At 59.9% G+C, this 14,695-nt stretch carries 14 protein-coding genes; 8 read left to right on the top strand and 6 right to left on the bottom strand.

What is annotated here, in order from left to right; genetic code table 11:
• Positions 1–101: 101 nt before the first annotated feature.
• A complete protein-coding gene (yaaA, locus tag ACU680_RS09240; protein WP_367083207.1) occupies positions 102–881 on the bottom strand; it encodes a peroxide stress protein YaaA in 780 nt (259 codons plus the stop codon).
• Between the two features lie 373 nt (positions 882–1,254).
• On the opposite strand from yaaA, the gene ACU680_RS09235 reads away from it, so the two are divergent.
• From ACU680_RS09235 to ACU680_RS09210, 6 genes are all read left to right on the top strand, one after another.
• Positions 1,255–2,331 carry a polysaccharide deacetylase family protein gene (locus ACU680_RS09235; protein ID WP_448179417.1) on the top strand — a complete coding sequence of 359 codons (1,077 nt, stop codon included), beginning with the start codon at positions 1,255–1,257 and terminating at the stop codon, positions 2,329–2,331.
• A 337-nt stretch (positions 2,332–2,668) separates the two neighbouring features.
• On the top strand, positions 2,669–4,063 hold the full coding sequence (locus ACU680_RS09230; protein WP_007965210.1) for a PhoH family protein: 1,395 nt from the start codon (positions 2,669–2,671) through the stop codon (positions 4,061–4,063).
• A 256-nt stretch (positions 4,064–4,319) separates the two neighbouring features.
• Positions 4,320–4,793, top strand: a complete 474-nt coding sequence (gene moaC / locus ACU680_RS09225) for a cyclic pyranopterin monophosphate synthase MoaC (protein ID WP_367083210.1) — start codon at positions 4,320–4,322, stop codon at positions 4,791–4,793.
• The gene (moaD, locus tag ACU680_RS09220) at positions 4,790–5,032 is read left to right on the top strand and encodes a molybdopterin converting factor subunit 1 (RefSeq protein WP_448179264.1); all 243 of its coding nucleotides are present in this window, start codon (positions 4,790–4,792) and stop codon (positions 5,030–5,032) included. The genes moaC and moaD overlap by 4 nt, the downstream gene beginning before the upstream one ends.
• Positions 5,033–5,035: 3 nt before the next feature.
• The gene (gene moaE / locus ACU680_RS09215) at positions 5,036–5,488 is read left to right on the top strand and encodes a molybdopterin synthase catalytic subunit MoaE (RefSeq protein ID WP_007965204.1); all 453 of its coding nucleotides are present in this window, start codon (positions 5,036–5,038) and stop codon (positions 5,486–5,488) included.
• A 263-nt stretch (positions 5,489–5,751) separates the two neighbouring features.
• Positions 5,752–6,528, top strand: a complete 777-nt coding sequence (locus tag ACU680_RS09210) for an ABC transporter substrate-binding protein (protein WP_448179263.1) — start codon at positions 5,752–5,754, stop codon at positions 6,526–6,528.
• A 124-nt stretch (positions 6,529–6,652) separates the two neighbouring features.
• Here ACU680_RS09210 and ACU680_RS09205 read toward each other — a convergent pair whose 3' ends face one another.
• The 5 genes from ACU680_RS09205 to ACU680_RS09185 form a co-directional block, all read right to left on the bottom strand.
• A complete protein-coding gene (locus ACU680_RS09205; RefSeq protein ID WP_007965200.1) occupies positions 6,653–7,279 on the bottom strand; it encodes a helix-turn-helix transcriptional regulator in 627 nt (208 codons plus the stop codon).
• Between the two features lie 92 nt (positions 7,280–7,371).
• Entirely contained in the window at positions 7,372–8,499 is a 1,128-nt protein-coding gene (locus ACU680_RS09200) for an NAD(P)/FAD-dependent oxidoreductase (RefSeq protein WP_367083214.1), read from the bottom strand.
• A gap of 137 nt (positions 8,500–8,636) precedes the next feature.
• The gene (locus tag ACU680_RS09195; protein ID WP_367083216.1) at positions 8,637–9,581 is read right to left on the bottom strand and encodes an ornithine cyclodeaminase family protein; all 945 of its coding nucleotides are present in this window, start codon (positions 9,579–9,581) and stop codon (positions 8,637–8,639) included.
• 136 nt (positions 9,582–9,717) lie between these two features.
• Positions 9,718–11,190 carry an ATP-dependent RNA helicase RhlB gene (rhlB, locus tag ACU680_RS09190; protein ID WP_448179262.1) on the bottom strand — a complete coding sequence of 491 codons (1,473 nt, stop codon included), beginning with the start codon at positions 11,188–11,190 and terminating at the stop codon, positions 9,718–9,720.
• 96 nt (positions 11,191–11,286) lie between these two features.
• The gene (locus ACU680_RS09185) at positions 11,287–11,943 is read right to left on the bottom strand and encodes an alpha/beta hydrolase (RefSeq protein WP_448179261.1); all 657 of its coding nucleotides are present in this window, start codon (positions 11,941–11,943) and stop codon (positions 11,287–11,289) included.
• Positions 11,944–12,411: 468 nt separating this feature from the next.
• Between ACU680_RS09185 and ACU680_RS09180 the strand changes: the two genes are divergently transcribed.
• Together ACU680_RS09180 and ACU680_RS09175 are read left to right on the top strand one after the other, a co-directional pair.
• Positions 12,412–13,443, top strand: coding sequence for an amino acid ABC transporter substrate-binding protein (locus ACU680_RS09180; RefSeq protein WP_007965188.1), 1,032 nt, complete (start codon positions 12,412–12,414; stop codon positions 13,441–13,443).
• A 65-nt stretch (positions 13,444–13,508) separates the two neighbouring features.
• Positions 13,509–14,690 carry an amino acid ABC transporter permease gene (locus tag ACU680_RS09175; RefSeq protein WP_007965186.1) on the top strand — a complete coding sequence of 394 codons (1,182 nt, stop codon included), beginning with the start codon at positions 13,509–13,511 and terminating at the stop codon, positions 14,688–14,690.
• Positions 14,691–14,695: the final 5 nt, after the last annotated feature.

Here is a 14,695-nt window from a genome sequence, read left to right as displayed (position 1 = left end):
GATTTTATGGCGCCAATAAAGCGGCGAAATGTGGCGAGGGATTTTTGACGTCGTGCGAGCTGCACGACTCCTTCTATAAAGAGTCGTGCAATGGGCATGCTTTATTCCGGGGCGTGGTCGCGCAGAAACACCAGATTGTCCGGTTTCGATTGCTCGGCGCTGTAGCGATAACCCTGCACATCAAACTGCTTGAGCTGGGCGGGATCGTTGATTTTTTCCTGGATCACGAAGCGGCTCATCAGGCCACGGGCCTTTTTCGCGTAGAAACTGATGATCTTGTACTGACCGTTCTTCAGATCCTTGAAATCAGTGTTGATGATCCGCGCGTTCAGTGCGCTGCGCTTGACCGCCGAGAAGTACTCGTTGGAGGCCAGGTTTAGCAGCACGTCATCGCCTTGTTCGGCCAGCGCTTCGTTGAGCCATTCGCTGATGCGCGTGCCCCAGAACGCGTACAGATCCTTGCCACGGGCGTTGGCCAGTTTGGTGCCCATTTCCAGACGATACGGCTGCATCAGATCCAGCGGACGCAGCAAGCCATAAAGGCCGGAGAGCATGCGCAGGTGCTTTTGCGCGTAGTCGAACTGAGCTTCGCTGAACGATTGCGCATCGAGGCCGGTGTACACGTCACCCTTGAACGCGAGCAGGGCCTGCTTGGCGTTTTCCGGGGTGAAGGCGGGCGTCCAGCTACCGAAACGCGCTGCGTTGAGGCCGCCGATCTTGTCGGACACGTGCATCAGTTCGCTGATTTGCGCCGGGCTCAGTTCGCGCAGTTGCTGAATAAGCTCCTGGGAATGATCGAGGTATTGCGGCTGGGTAAAACGTTGTGTGGCCGGCGGTGTTTCATAATCGAGGGTCTTGGCGGGGGAAATCACCATCAGCATGAAGTCGTCTCCTTTAATCGTGGGGGCGATTCTAGGGGGTTGGCCGGGTTGACTCCAGCTATGAGGGTAATAGGTATCAGGAAGCTCGGGCATTTGCGACGGCTGGTGGATTTTTCCCTCACCCCAGCCCTCTCCCGGAGGGAGAGGGAGCTGACCGCGTTGTTCTCGAGTCATACATCGACCTGAAATATCCAGTCGAACTCAGGTTTGAAAACATGAAGATCGGCTCCCTCTCCCTCCGGGAGAGGGCTGGGGTGAGGGCAGCGTCCTTGAAGCTTACACATCAGCTATAGTGCCGCGCGGGTTTGGTAATGGAGACACCCCTTTGCGCATTGTTCTTTTATTCACCGCGTGGCTGTTGAGCTTCGGCGCCATGGCGGCGCCGGGTGATGTGGCGACACTGGATCGCAGCACTTGGCCTGAACAACTGAGCAGCCCGACGCTGTTCGACGTCGCCTCGCGCGCGGAAATCCTCATGTTCGCCCGTGGGCTGCTGGGCACCGAAGCGCTGGACGAGGCTGCGCTGGCCCAGCGTCTGGGGCTGCGCACGATCAACGTCGACGCGATCAGCCGCCTGCGGCAGCGGCTTTGGGAACGTCTGTTGGCCAACTACAACTTCGCCCAGCAGAGCTGCGATCAGGACGCCTCGTTCTGCTTCCTCGTCGAAGACCTGCCGACCCTGCGCGAGCAGGCTGCCAAGTTCGTGGTCAGCGACGACAGCTATTACACCAAGTGGGCCGAGCCGAGCCGGCTGTTTCATCTGCAGTACCTGGACGAGCTGATGCGCAAGGCCGCGCTGTCGCCGCAGACCAGCAGCGAAGTCGATCGTTTTGGCGACTACGAGCGCGGTGGCGACGAGATGCACGACCGGCTGTTTCTGCTGAGTTTCGACAGCGCCGCCAATCTGCAGCCGGACAACACCGACTGGATCGCCGATTACCTGCGCAAGTCCAACCTGAGCGGCACGTTCTTCCTGTTGGGCAAGGATGTGCAGGCGCGGCTCGCTGATCGCTCGGTGAGCAATCTGCAATCGGAGTTCTCGAAACAGTGTGTGGGCGTGCAGGGTTGGGAGTTCCGTTCCCACAGCTATTGGCAGGACTGGCAGGACTCGGTGCGCCGCAGCGCCGATCTGGTGAAGAACAAGTTGCCGGAGAACTATGTGCCACTGTTCCGTCCGCCGGAGGGTCAGCGCCGCCCTGATGCCGGCAGCTTCTTCCGCAGTCAGGGCCTGCAAGTGGCGCTGTGGGATATCGATGCACAGGACGGCGCCGGCAAGCTCAAGGGCGCACAGAGCGCGCAGCGGGTGCTGACCCTGATGCTGCTGTGGCGTCACGGAGTGATCAATTTCAACATGAAACAGGACGCGGTGAAGACCGCGTTGCCGTGGCTGATCACGCAAACTGCGCAAAGCGGCATCGGCTTTGAAGACTGTCAGGACGGGTTTCGCTGACAAACGGCAAAAGCCCGGAAACATTGGGCTTGGGGCGATTTTTCTAGAGAATTCGATGCAGGCGGACTTCCGACTTTAGCGGGGTCTGGACGGTCCGCCAAGGGCTTTTCGTCACTCTGCAAAATAAACTTAAAAAAACCGTCAAAGTGCTTTTTTATGTCATGGGTTTTGGAGTATTACGAAGACAGACCGCCGAAACCTGCAACACAGGTGGCGTCTTCCAAGACTCCTTTTGTGTGCAGTTCATCCAGGCCCTCGTGGATGAATTCGGCAGTCACTTCGAGGCGCAGCACCGCCCAGGTATTGCGTCGAATGGCTCCCACAAAGGTGACCGAGTATGGATGATCACGGACGTAGCCCTTCTTCCAACCAGCCAATCCTTTATGTACTCGATACCAACGTATTGATTCACGATCCAAATGCCCTGCTGAATTTCGAAGAACACCACGTCGCGATCCCGATGACCGTGCTCGAAGAGCTGGACAAGCTCAAGAGCGGCCATCACAGCGTTGCTGCCGAATGCCGCCAGGCGATCCGGCTGATCGACAAGACCCTGGGCGATGCCTCTCCCGAGGACGTCGAGCTGGGTGTGCCGATCCAGCGCGGCAAGGGCGGGCCGAAGGGCTTGCTGTCAATTCTGATGAGCAAACAGGCCGAGTCGAACCTGATTCTGCCCGAGCATCTGAACGACAACAAAATCATCAACCAGTTGATCGATCTGCACACCCGTGATCCGAAGAAGGCCGTGGTGCTGGTCACCAAAGACATCAACATGCGCCTGAAGGCGCGCGCCTGCGGCATCGATGCCGAGGACTACAGCACCGACCAGTTGGTCGATGACGTGTCCCTGCTGCCCAACGGCTACCACAACATGACCGGCTCCTTCTGGGACCGCGTGAGCAAAGTCGAAACCCGTCAGGATCACGGCCGCACCTGGCATCAGGTGCAGTTGATCGACAACCTGCCGGCGGTGCACATCAACGAGTTCATCATTGACGAACAAGGCTTTGTCGGCTGGATCAAGGAAATTCAGGAAGACAGGCTGCTGATCCTCGACTTGCATCAGGAACCGCTGTTGCATCAGGAAGCCTGGGGTCTCAAACCACGGGACATCTACCAGAGTCTGGCGCTGTACGCCTTGCTGGATCCGGACATTCACCTGGTCAACCTTTCGGGTGCAGCGGGTTCCGGTAAAACCATTCTGGCGCTGGCCGCAGCGATTGAGCAGACCATGGTCAGCAAACGCTATCGCCGGATCATCGCGACCCGCAGTGTGCAGGGCCTGGATCAGGAAATCGGCTTCCTGCCCGGCACCGAAGCGGAAAAAATGGAGCCTTGGCTGGGCGCCATCACCGACAACCTCGAAGCCTTGCACATGGATGACGAAAACACCCATGGCAGCGTCGACTACATCCTCAGCAAAGTGCCGTTGCAGTTCAAATCGCTCAACTACATTCGCGGTCGCAGCTTCCAGCAGAGCCTGATCCTGATCGACGAATGCCAGAACCTCACGCCGCACCAGATGAAAACCATCATCACCCGGGCCGGCGCCGGTTCCAAAGTGGTGTGCCTGGGCAACCTGGCGCAAATCGACACCCCTTACCTGTCCGCGACCAGCTCCGGGCTGACCTACCTGACCGAACGCTTCAAGGATTTCCCCAACGGTGTGCACATCACCCTGCAAGGGGTGCCACGCTCGATTCTGGCCGAATACGCCGAATCGCATCTGTAACCCTTCCCACAAAACCGGGCGGCCCAAAAGCCGCCCGGTTTTTTATGCCTGAACCACAAATCCCTTGATTGATGCCAGCCTGATGAACACCACCGATCCACTGTAGGAGCTGCCGCAGGCTGCGATCTTTTGACTTTGATTGTTAAAAACAAGATCAAAAGATCGCAGCCTGCGGCAGCTCCTACACGAAGAATTCGTGCGTGCGGAAATTTGACCCGAAGGTTTACAATCCACGCTCCTGATCAGGAGTAATCCCGTGCTGACTCATCTCGATTCCCAAGGTCGCGCCAACATGGTCGACGTCACTGAAAAAGCCGTGACGTTCCGTGAGGCGACGGCTCAAGCGCTGGTGCGCATGCTCCCCGAAACTCTGCAGATGATCGTCAGCGGCGGCCATCCCAAGGGTGACGTGTTTGCCGTGGCGCGCATTGCCGGCATTCAGGCGGCGAAGAAAACCAGTGATCTGATTCCGCTGTGCCATCCGCTGATGCTGACCGGGGTCAAGGTCGAACTCAGCGCTGAGGGCGCCGACAGCGTGCGCATCGTCGCCCGCTGCAAACTGTCCGGGCAGACCGGCGTGGAGATGGAAGCGCTGACCGCCGCCAGTGTTGCCGCCCTGACCCTCTACGACATGTGCAAAGCCGTCGATCGCGGCATGACCATCGAAAGCGTGAAACTGCTGGAGAAGGTCGGCGGCAAGAGCGGGCATTTCCAGGCGGAGCAGCCATGAAGCTGACGGTTAAATTCTTTGCCCGTTACCGTGAAGCGCTGGGCGTGGACGCGGTCGAGGTCGAAGGCGATTTCGCCACGGTCGACGCTGTACGTGCGCTGCTCGCGCAACGCGAGGGCGCCGAAGTGTTGAGCGAACAGAACCTGATGTGCGCACGCAACGAAGACCTGTGCCAGCTCGACGAGCCGCTGAGCGACGGCGACGAAGTGGCGTTTTTCCCCACCGTGACCGGAGGCTGAGGCATGGCGATTCGGGTGCAGTCCACGGCGTTCGATCCCGGCGCTGAAGTCAACGCGATGCACGCGGCGAATGTCGGTGTCGGCGCGGTGGTGAGTTTTGTCGGTTATGTGCGCGACTTCAACGACGGGCTGGATGTGGCGGGGATGTTCCTCGAGCACTATCCGGGCATGACCGAAAAAGCCTTGGGCAAGATCGCCGTCGAGGCCGAGCAGCGCTGGCCGCTGCTGAAGCTCGAAGTGCTGCACCGCATCGGCGCGCTGGAGCCGGGCGAGCCGATCGTGTTTGTCGGCGCTGCCAGCGCCCATCGCCAGGCAGCGTTCGACGCCTGCGCCTTTGTCATGGACTACCTGAAAACCCGCGCACCGTTCTGGAAGAAAGAGAACACCAGCGACGGCCCGCGTTGGGTCGAAGGGCGTGACAGTGATCATGCTGCTGCGGATCGCTGGAAGAAGTAATCTCTGCATCGCCCTTTAGTCAGCCATCGCTGGCAAGCCAGCTCCCACAGTGTTTTGTGTCGTGCACATGTTTTATGTACACCACTGAACCGTGTGGGAGCTGGCTTGCCAGCGATGAGGCCATCTGCAACACCACAACCTCTCTTTCCTCTAATTGACGATTTGTACACATCAGTCCAATATGGATTTATAAGTACAAAAAAACCATTTCAGCTCTTTTCTTCTGTCTTGCCAAACCAACAACAACCCGCGAGAGAACGAACATGAAGAAACTCCCCCTGATCACCGGTCTGGCCCTGAGCCTGTTGGCGTGCACCAGCTCGTTTGCCGCCGAGAAAACCCTGCGCATCGGCATCGAGGCCGCTTATCCACCGTTCGCTTCGAAAACCGACAAGGGCGAAATCGTCGGTTTCGACTACGACATCGGCAACGCCCTGTGCGCGCAGATGAAGGCCAAGTGCGTGTGGGTCGAGGGTGAGTTCGATGGCCTGATCCCTTCGCTGAAAGTGAAGAAAATCGACATGGCCCTGTCGTCGATGACCATCAACGAAGACCGCAAGAAATCCGTGGATTTCACCCACAAGTACTACTTCACCTCGTCGCGGCTGGTGATGAAGGAAGGCGCCACGGTCGATGACCAGTACGCCAGCCTCAAGGGCAAGACCGTCGGCGTGCAGCGCGCCACCACCACCGACCGTTATGCCACCGAGGTCTTTGAACCGAAGGGCATCAACGTCAAGCGCTACGGCAATAACGAAGAAATCTACATGGACCTGGCGGCCGGGCGGCTCGATGCGATTTTTGCCGACACCATTCCGCTGACCGACTTCCTGTCGATGCCGCGCGGCAAGGGCTATGCGTTTGTCGGGCCGGAGCTGAAGGATCCGAAGTACGTGGGCGAGGGCGCGGGGATTGCGGTGCGCAAGGGCAATACCGAGCTGGTCGGCGAGTTGAACACGGCCATCGACGGGATTCGTGCGAGTGGCGAATATCAGAAGATTTCCCAGAAGTACTTCAAGTCTGACATTTACGGCGACTGATAGTCTGCTATCGCTGGCAAGCCAGCTCCCACAGTGATCGAGTCGTGCACAGATTTTGTGTACACCAAAAAAACTGTGGGAGCTGGCTTGCCAGCGATGGGGCCGGAACCGCCAATGCAGATCTTCAGCCCTTCAATTCCTTCAAATGCTTGTACACCGTCGCCCGCCCCATGTTCAGCACATTGGCCACATAGTTCGAGGCGCTCTTGCCCTTGAACGCGCCTTCGGCGTGCAGCGCCAGCACCAGTTCGCGCTTGTGATCGCGGGTCAGCAGATTCAGGCTCAGCTGGCGCTCGCGCAGCCAGGCGTGGAGGAAGGTGTTGATGCGTTCCTGCCAGTCATCGCGAAACAGTGAGTCCGGTTGCGGGATCAGTTTGCTCGGCGACAGGAACAGGTCGAGCGCTGCCTTGGCATTCTCGAACAGCGAAATATTCAGGTTGATGCACAGCACCGCCAGCGGCCGGTCTTCACTGTCGCGCAGCACGGTGCTCAGGCTGCGAATCTTCTGGCCGTCCCAATTCAATTTTTCATAAGGCCCGATGTTCCGCTCGCTGACGTCCTCGCTGAGCATGTCTTCAAGCGATGAATCGTCGCCGATCTCGCGCTTGGACAGGTTGTTGGCGATGTAGTCGACCTTCTGTGTGCGCAGGTCGTGCAGCACCACTTCGGCGTGCGGAAAGAACAGCGTGGCGATGGCGTCGGCGATGGCACGGAAGTTATCCAGTGCCGGATCGAATTCGGGGGCGGTCATGATTGTGGAGCTCCAGGCGGCGTCAGCGCCCCCGTGCACGGGGGCGCTGCGAGTGTGCCGCAATCCGTTGGGCGCGTCATCCGCAGGGGGCATCAGCGCAGTCGTGAAAGAGAGAGCATGGCGCTGCTCAGACCGAACTGCTGCAACGACTCAGGCAACGGCTCACCGCGTACCAACGCCGCACTGGCCTGACCCATGGCCGGTGAGGTCTGAATGCCGTAACCACCCTGCGCTGCGACCCAGAACAGCCCCGGCACCTGCGGATCGAAACCGCTGAGCAGATCACCGTCGGCGACGAAGCTGCGAAGTCCGGCCCAGGTGCGGGTCGGGCGGCGGATGGTCAGGGTCGTGGCTTCTTCGATCTGGTAGATGCCCATGGCGATGTCCAGTTCCTCCGGCTGCACGTCGTGGGGTTCGACCGGGTCGGCGTTGGCCGGCGAGCCGAGGAACATGCCGGCGTCGGGCTTCATGTAGAACGATTCGTCGAGGCTGACCAGCATCGGCCAGTGATGAATGTCCACGCCCTCGGGGCCGGCGAAAATGAACGCCGCGCGGCGCTTGGGTTGCAGGCCCAACGCTGGTGCGCCGGCCAGTGCACCGATCTGGTCGGCCCAGGCACCGGCGGCGTTGATGATGACCGAAGCGCTGAAGGTCTGGCCGTTGGTTTGCACCTGCCAGAGGCCAGCGGCGTCGCGCGTCAGACCCAGCACCTCGCAGTCGGTGTGCACTTCGCCATTGTTGCGGCGGATACCGCGCAGGTAACCCTGGTGCAGGGCGTCGGTGTCAATGTCGCTGGCGGTCGGGTCGTAGATCGCGCCGTGGACTTTTTCCCGACGCAGAATCGGCAGACGGGCGCAGGCTTCATCGGCGCTGAGCAACTGCATCTCCGGCACCGTGGCCTTGGCGCTGAGGTACTGGTTGTTCAGTTCGGCGGCATCACCGGTGAAATCCACGGTCATTTCGCCGCGCGGTGTGAGCAGCGGATGCTCGCAGAAGCCACTCGGCGGGTTATCGAAAAACTCGCGGCTGGCCAGGGTCAGCGCGCGCACCTGCGGCGTGCCGTAGGCTGCGGTGTACAACGCCGCCGAGCGACCGGTGGAGTGATAGGCCGGGTGCGACTCACGCTCCAGCACAATCACTTTGGCGTGGGGCGACAGCCAGAAACCGGTGGAAGCACCGGCAATCCCGCCGCCGATGATGATGAAGTCTGCCTGGCTCATGAAAGTCTCCTGAGTCATTAAGGTTCCCGGTAGGAGCTGACGAGTGAAACGAGGCTGCGATCTTTTGATCTTGTCTTTTGAACATCAAAAGATCCCAGCCTCGTTTCACTCGTCAGCTCCTACAGGGGATCGAGGTGTCAGTGCGTGAGGTGATAAACCGCATTGGCCAACGCGATGTCTTCCAGGCCCAGGCCGATCGAGCGGAAAAACACGTGACGGTCGTAACCGGGGCGCGGCACTTTCTCGCTGAGCAGGTCGGCGAGGTCACCGACAATCGCAGACTTGTCCCAGCCATGCTGTTCGGTCGCGATCAACATCTCACCCGCCGAACCCGGCGTGGTCAGACGATAGTCACAGAACACCTGCATGTCGCCCAGGCTTTGCGGTGGCACCTCATGGGCGCGTGGCGCGTTGGTGCTGATCGAGGTGATCAGCGCCGGTTTGCTCAAGGTCGCCGGATCGATCACCGGGCTAGCGGACGAGGTGCAAAGCATGATCACGTCAGCATCGTGCACGGCGGTTTCGCGGCTGTCGGCGATCTGCACCCCCGGGAATATCTCCTGCAGTTGCGCACGGGTTTCAGCGTCTTCAGACAGGCTCGGCGAATACACGCTGATGCTCTGCCAGTCACGCAAACCTTTCACGTAATGCAGATGCGCCTGGGCAACCTTGCCGCTGCCGATGATCGCCAGTCGTGAGGCATTCAGCGGGGCGAGGGCATCGACCGCCACCGCAGTGGTCGCGGCGGTACGGGCGGTGGTCAGTTCGCCGGCATCGCACAGCAGCAACGGCTGGCCGGTTTTCATCGACATCAACAGCGTCCACGCCGTGACCAGTGGCCCTTGCTCGCGGACGATGTACGGCGAGGTTTTCACGCCGTACACGCCATCCTCGGCCAACACCCCCAGATAGTTGATGAAGTCGCCGGCGCCCTGCGGAAACTCAACCAATTGCTGCGCCGGTTGCACGGCGTGACCGGCGGCGAGGTCGCGGAACAGTTTGCGCAGGATCTGCGGCACGTCGATGCGCGCCAGCAGCTCGCGGGCCTGGGTTTGGTCGATCACGCAGGGTGTACTGGACATGTCAGGCTCCACCATCTGGAAATAAACTAATTTGTCTATTATGGACTTTTAGTTTTCTATCGCAAGCACCTGCTGAAACGCCGGGCAAAAAAAAGCGCAGTCCGTCGCCGGCTGCGCTTTTTTCGTTACAGATCGCTTATTGCGGCTGCGGACGCTTGCGTTCCACTGCACGCAACAAGTGAGTCGGCGGTGTTTCACAGCTGATCTTGCGACCGAGCTTCTCTTCGATCGACGGCAACTGGTAGGAGTCGTCTTCACCGGCGAAGCTGATGGATACGCCATCAGCGCCCGCGCGACCGGTACGGCCGATGCGGTGCACGTAGTCGTCCGGGACTTCCGGCAGGGTGAAGTTGATCACGTGGCTGATGCCGTCGATGTGGATGCCGCGACCGGCAACATCGGTGGCCACCAGTACGCGAATCTTGCCTTCGCGGAAGCCTTCGAGGGTCTTGATGCGCTTGTGCTGCGGCACGTCGCCGGACAGTTGCGCGGCGTTGATGCCATCGCGCACCAGGCGCTCCTCGATGCGACGCACTTCGTCCTTGCGGTTGGCGAAGACGATCACGCGTTCCCAGCCGTTGTCGTTGACCAGGTTGAACAGCAACTTGTACTTGTCCGCACCGGCCACCGCATAGATGTGCTGCTCGACGTTTTCGTTGGCCACGTTGGTGACTTCGATTTCGACGATTGCCGGATCGGTGGTCCATTGCTTGGCCAGGTTCATCACGTCTTCGGTGAAGGTCGCGGAGAACAGCAGGGTCTGACGCTCGGACTTCGGCGGGGTCTGGCGAATGATCTGCCGCACTTGCGGGATGAAGCCCATGTCGAGCATGCGGTCGGCTTCGTCCAGCACCATCACTTCGACCATGTCCAGGTGCACGTCGCCGCGCTGGTTGAAGTCGAGCAGACGGCCCGGGGTGGCGACGAGGATGTCGCAGTGGCGCGCTTCGAGGTGCTTGAGCTGCTTGTCGAAGTCCATGCCGCCGACGAACGTCATCACGTTGAGGCCGGTGTACTTGGTCAGGTCGGCCGCATCCTTGGCGATCTGCACCACCAGCTCACGGGTCGGCGCGATGATCAGCGCACGGGGTTCGCCCATGTAGCGCTCTTTCGGCGGCGGCGTCTGCAGCAACTGAGTGATGATCGAGATCAGGAACGCGGCGGTCTTGCCGGTACCGGTCTGCGCGCGGCCGATGGCGTCTTTGCCGGCGAGGGTGAAACCCAGCACCTGCGCCTGGATCGGCGTGCAGTACGGGAAGCCCAGATCCTGAATGGCGTGCATCAGTTCCGGAGCGAGTTTGAAATCGTGGAAGCGGGTTTTGCCTTCCTGTGGCTCGACGACGAAGTCTTCGAGTTTCCAGGGGATGACCGGTGCCTTGGGCTTCGGTTCGCGGCGCGGCCGGGGTGGTTTCGGCGCTTCGGCGCGGACCGGTTCGGTGGCGCTGGCGGGTTGCGGCTCGGGCTGGGGTGTCGCTACCGGAGCCGGACGTTCAGCCTTGGGCGCATCGCTGCGAGGGCCGGGGGCGTGCGACGGCGCACTGGGGACTGGCGCGAGCTGCTCAGCCTCGCTTTTACCGAACATTTTCTTGAGTGCTTCGAGCACGGTCATCTCATCAATTGGTTAAGGAATGTACGCCGGCCAGTGTAATGCAAGAAACGGGCGCGGCGTAGTGGGATGATCAAAGCGGTCCGCCAAGCGGCCGAATCAACGCAGGCGTTCGCTCAGCCAGACGCCAATGTCGCGAATTTCTTCGGGTAACACTTCGTGCTCCATTGGGTATTCCTGCCATGTCACGGTGACACCATGCTTCACCAAATGCTCATAGGCACTGCGCCCCATCGAGTTCTGCACCACGCCGTCGAACTGGCCGTGCAGGCACAGCGCAGGAATACGCTGCTGACTGGCTGAAAGCTCCAACTCGTCAGTGAAGGTCGGTGCGTAGGTGGACAGTGCAAGGACGCCACCCAACGGACCTTGCCACTTTATATAAGCGGTGTGCAGAACGACGGCGCCGCCCTGGGAAAACCCGGCGAGAAAAATCCGCGAAGCGTCTATTCCGCTGGCGCGCTGCACATCGATCAATTTGACGATGCGCCCTGACGATTCTTCCAGTTGCTCACGGTCGATCGCCCGCGCCGGACTCATGGCCTTGATGTCGTACCAGCTCGGCATCGCATAACCGCCATTGATGGTGACGGGCAGGGTCGGCGCCTGCGGCAATATAAAGCGTGTCGTCAGCAGGCTTTCCTGTAGCGCTTCGGCCACCGGCAAAAAGTCATAGCGGTCAGCGCCGAGGCCGTGCAGCCAGATAACGCAGGCGTCTGCAGGCTTTACGGGTTCAAGAATCAGGGGCTCGGTCATGGCTGCTCCAAAAATGTGCGGGCGCTCTCAATAAGTGCGTGATTTGCGTGCGCGCCCGGTCGATCCGTTAACAAGATGTCGCAAGGCTACAAGTTTTGCTATTGACCTGTCGCGCAATCGCTTCAGCAAGCGGTGTGGTACGGGCTTTGCTATGGCTCTCAGCGTGCAACCGATCTCGCGTGTGGCGGTAACACTATCAGTGTACGTCGTGCGAAGGGATTGCAAAGAATCCGGTGATGGATGTTCGCCAATGGCCGCTACGGGCAAAGCGAACGTGAAAGGGCTACAGCCCGTTCGGCCGATTGGTGAGAAGTGAGTTGTCCATGATGTGGATTTTCTCCTACTAGACTCATAGCGAAGGTCTTACGTCGGTTGACCCCAAAAAAAGCCAACACGGGTCAACAACGCCTCAAAAGGGTGCGACTGGACTCAAGCTCCGACACAACAAGAGCAAAACTGGAGGTTTGAATGAAGATGTTGAAATCCACTCTGGCGGTCGTGACTGCAGCAGCAGTACTCGGCGTCAGCGGGTTCGCTCAGGCGGGTGCAACCCTGGATGCCGTGCAGAAGAAAGGTTTCGTGCAATGTGGCGTGAGCGACGGTCTGCCGGGTTTCTCGGTGCCGGACGCTTCGGGCAAGATCCTCGGGATCGACGCTGACGTCTGCCGCGCTGTGGCCGCTGCCGTATTCGGCGACGCCAACAAGGTCAAGTTCAGCCAGTTGAACGCCAAGGAGCGCTTCACCGCGCTGCAGTCCGGCGAAATCGACCTGCTCTCGCGCAACACCACCATGACCAGCTCGCGTGACGCCGGCATGGGCCTGAAATTCCCGGGCTTCATCACTTATTACGACGGCGTGGGCTTCCTGGCCAACAACAAGCTGGGCGTGAAAAGTGCCAAGGAACTGGACGGTGCAACCATCTGCATCCAGGCCGGTACCACCACCGAACTGAACGTCTCCGACTACTTCCGTGCCAACGGCCTGAAGTACACCCCGATCACTTTCGACACCTCCGATGAAAGCGCCAAGTCGCTGGAATCCGGTCGTTGCGACGTGCTGACCTCCGACAAATCGCAGCTGTACGCACAGCGCAGCAAACTGGCCTCGCCAAAAGACTACGTGGTGCTGCCGGAAACCATCTCCAAAGAACCGCTGGGCCCGGTCGTGCGTAATGGCGACGACGAGTGGCTGGCGATCGTTCGCTGGGTGGGTTACGCGCTGCTGAACACTGAAGAAGCCGGCGTGACCTCGAAAAACGTGCTGGAAGAAGCCAAGTCCACCAAGAACCCGGACGTCGCTCGTCTGCTGGGTGCTGACGGTGAATACGGCAAGGACCTGAAACTGCCGAAGGACTGGGTTGTGAAGATCGTTTCGCAGGTCGGTAACTACGGTGAAATCTTCGAGAAAAACCTCGGCAAGAGCACTCCGCTGGAAATCGACCGTGGCCTGAACGCGCTGTGGACCAACGGCGGCATTCAGTACGCACCACCAGTGCGCTAATGGTTCTGTCACCCGGCGGGCCAACCGCCGGGTGATGTTCTGTTCCATTTTTTCCGGGGCACTTCATGCAAAATTCAATCGGCGCACCAAAGCAGAGGTTCAGCCTCAGCGATCCGCGAGTGCGTGCGTGGCTGTTTCAGATCATCACCGTCGTGGCGGTCGTCGCCATGGGCTGGTATCTGTTCGACAACACCCAGACCAACCTGCAACATCGGGGCATCACTTCTGGTTTCGGCTTTCTGGAGCGCAGTGCCGGGTTCGGCATCGCTCAACACCTGATTTCCTACACCGAAGCGGACAGCTACGCCCGGGTGTTCGTGATCGGCCTGCTCAACACCCTGTTGGTGACCGTTATCGGCGTGATCCTGGCGACCCTGCTGGGCTTCATCATCGGCGTGGCGCGACTGTCGCCGAACTGGATCATCAGCAAACTGGCGACCGTGTATGTGGAAGTGTTCCGCAACATTCCGCCGCTGCTGCAGATCCTGTTCTGGTACTTCGCGGTGTTCCTGACCATGCCGGGACCGCGCAACAGCCACAACTTCGGCGACACCTTCTTCGTCAGCAGCCGGGGCCTGAACATGCCGGCCGCGCAAATGGCTGACGGTTTCTGGGCGTTCGTCATCAGTGTGGTGCTGGCCATCGTTGCCATCGTGCTGATGTGCCGCTGGGCCAACAAGCGTTTCGAAGACACCGGCGTACCGTTTCACAAGTTCTGGACTGGCCTGGCGATCCTGTTGGTGATCCCGACCCTGTGCGCGCTGATCTTCGGCGCTCCGCTGCATTGGGAACTGCCGCAGCTCAAGGGCTTCAACTTTGTCGGCGGCTGGGTGTTGATCCCGGAACTGCTGGCGCTGACCCTGGCGCTGACTGTGTACACCGCCGCGTTCATTGCGGAAATCGTTCGCTCCGGGATCAAGTCGGTCAGCCATGGCCAGACCGAGGCGGCGCGTTCGCTCGGCCTGCGCAACGGCCCGACCCTGCGCAAGGTGATCATTCCGCAAGCCCTGCGGGTGATCATTCCGCCGCTGACCAGCCAATACCTGAACCTGGCGAAGAACTCGTCGCTGGCCGCCGGTATCGGTTATCCGGAAATGGTTTCGCTGTTCGCCGGCACCGTGCTCAACCAGACCGGTCAGGCCATTGAAGTCATTGCCATCACCATGAGCGTGTACCTGGCGATCAGTATCAGCATTTCCCTGCTGATGAACTGGTACAACAAGCGCATTGCGCTGATCGAGCGGTGAGGAAA

The organism is Pseudomonas sp. LF020 (genome assembly GCF_053456425.1).
The sequence above is the reverse complement of the archived record's forward strand: the minus strand, read 5'-3'. Positions and strand labels throughout refer to the sequence as shown.

What these genes read in the sequence shown, in the direction of transcription:
- ACU680_RS09200 (WP_367083214.1), bottom strand. Translation starts at nt 8,499, where the DNA reads ATGAGCCAGGCAGACTTCATCATCATCGGCGGCGGGATTGCCGGTGCT.
- ACU680_RS09235 (WP_448179417.1), top strand. Translation starts at nt 1,255, where the DNA reads ATGGCGGCGCCGGGTGATGTGGCGACACTGGATCGCAGCACTTGGCCT.
- moaE (WP_007965204.1), top strand. Translation starts at nt 5,036, where the DNA reads ATGGCGATTCGGGTGCAGTCCACGGCGTTCGATCCCGGCGCTGAAGTC.
- ACU680_RS09230 (WP_007965210.1), top strand. Translation starts at nt 2,669, where the DNA reads ATGGATGATCACGGACGTAGCCCTTCTTCCAACCAGCCAATCCTTTAT.
- ACU680_RS09195 (WP_367083216.1), bottom strand. Translation starts at nt 9,581, where the DNA reads ATGTCCAGTACACCCTGCGTGATCGACCAAACCCAGGCCCGCGAGCTG.
- ACU680_RS09185 (WP_448179261.1), bottom strand. Translation starts at nt 11,943, where the DNA reads ATGACCGAGCCCCTGATTCTTGAACCCGTAAAGCCTGCAGACGCCTGC.
- rhlB (WP_448179262.1), bottom strand. Translation starts at nt 11,190, where the DNA reads ATGACCGTGCTCGAAGCACTCAAGAAAATGTTCGGTAAAAGCGAGGCT.
- moaD (WP_448179264.1), top strand. Translation starts at nt 4,790, where the DNA reads ATGAAGCTGACGGTTAAATTCTTTGCCCGTTACCGTGAAGCGCTGGGC.
- ACU680_RS09175 (WP_007965186.1), top strand. Translation starts at nt 13,509, where the DNA reads ATGCAAAATTCAATCGGCGCACCAAAGCAGAGGTTCAGCCTCAGCGAT.
- ACU680_RS09205 (WP_007965200.1), bottom strand. Translation starts at nt 7,279, where the DNA reads ATGACCGCCCCCGAATTCGATCCGGCACTGGATAACTTCCGTGCCATC.
- ACU680_RS09180 (WP_007965188.1), top strand. Translation starts at nt 12,412, where the DNA reads ATGAAGATGTTGAAATCCACTCTGGCGGTCGTGACTGCAGCAGCAGTA.
- yaaA (WP_367083207.1), bottom strand. Translation starts at nt 881, where the DNA reads ATGCTGATGGTGATTTCCCCCGCCAAGACCCTCGATTATGAAACACCG.
- ACU680_RS09210 (WP_448179263.1), top strand. Translation starts at nt 5,752, where the DNA reads ATGAAGAAACTCCCCCTGATCACCGGTCTGGCCCTGAGCCTGTTGGCG.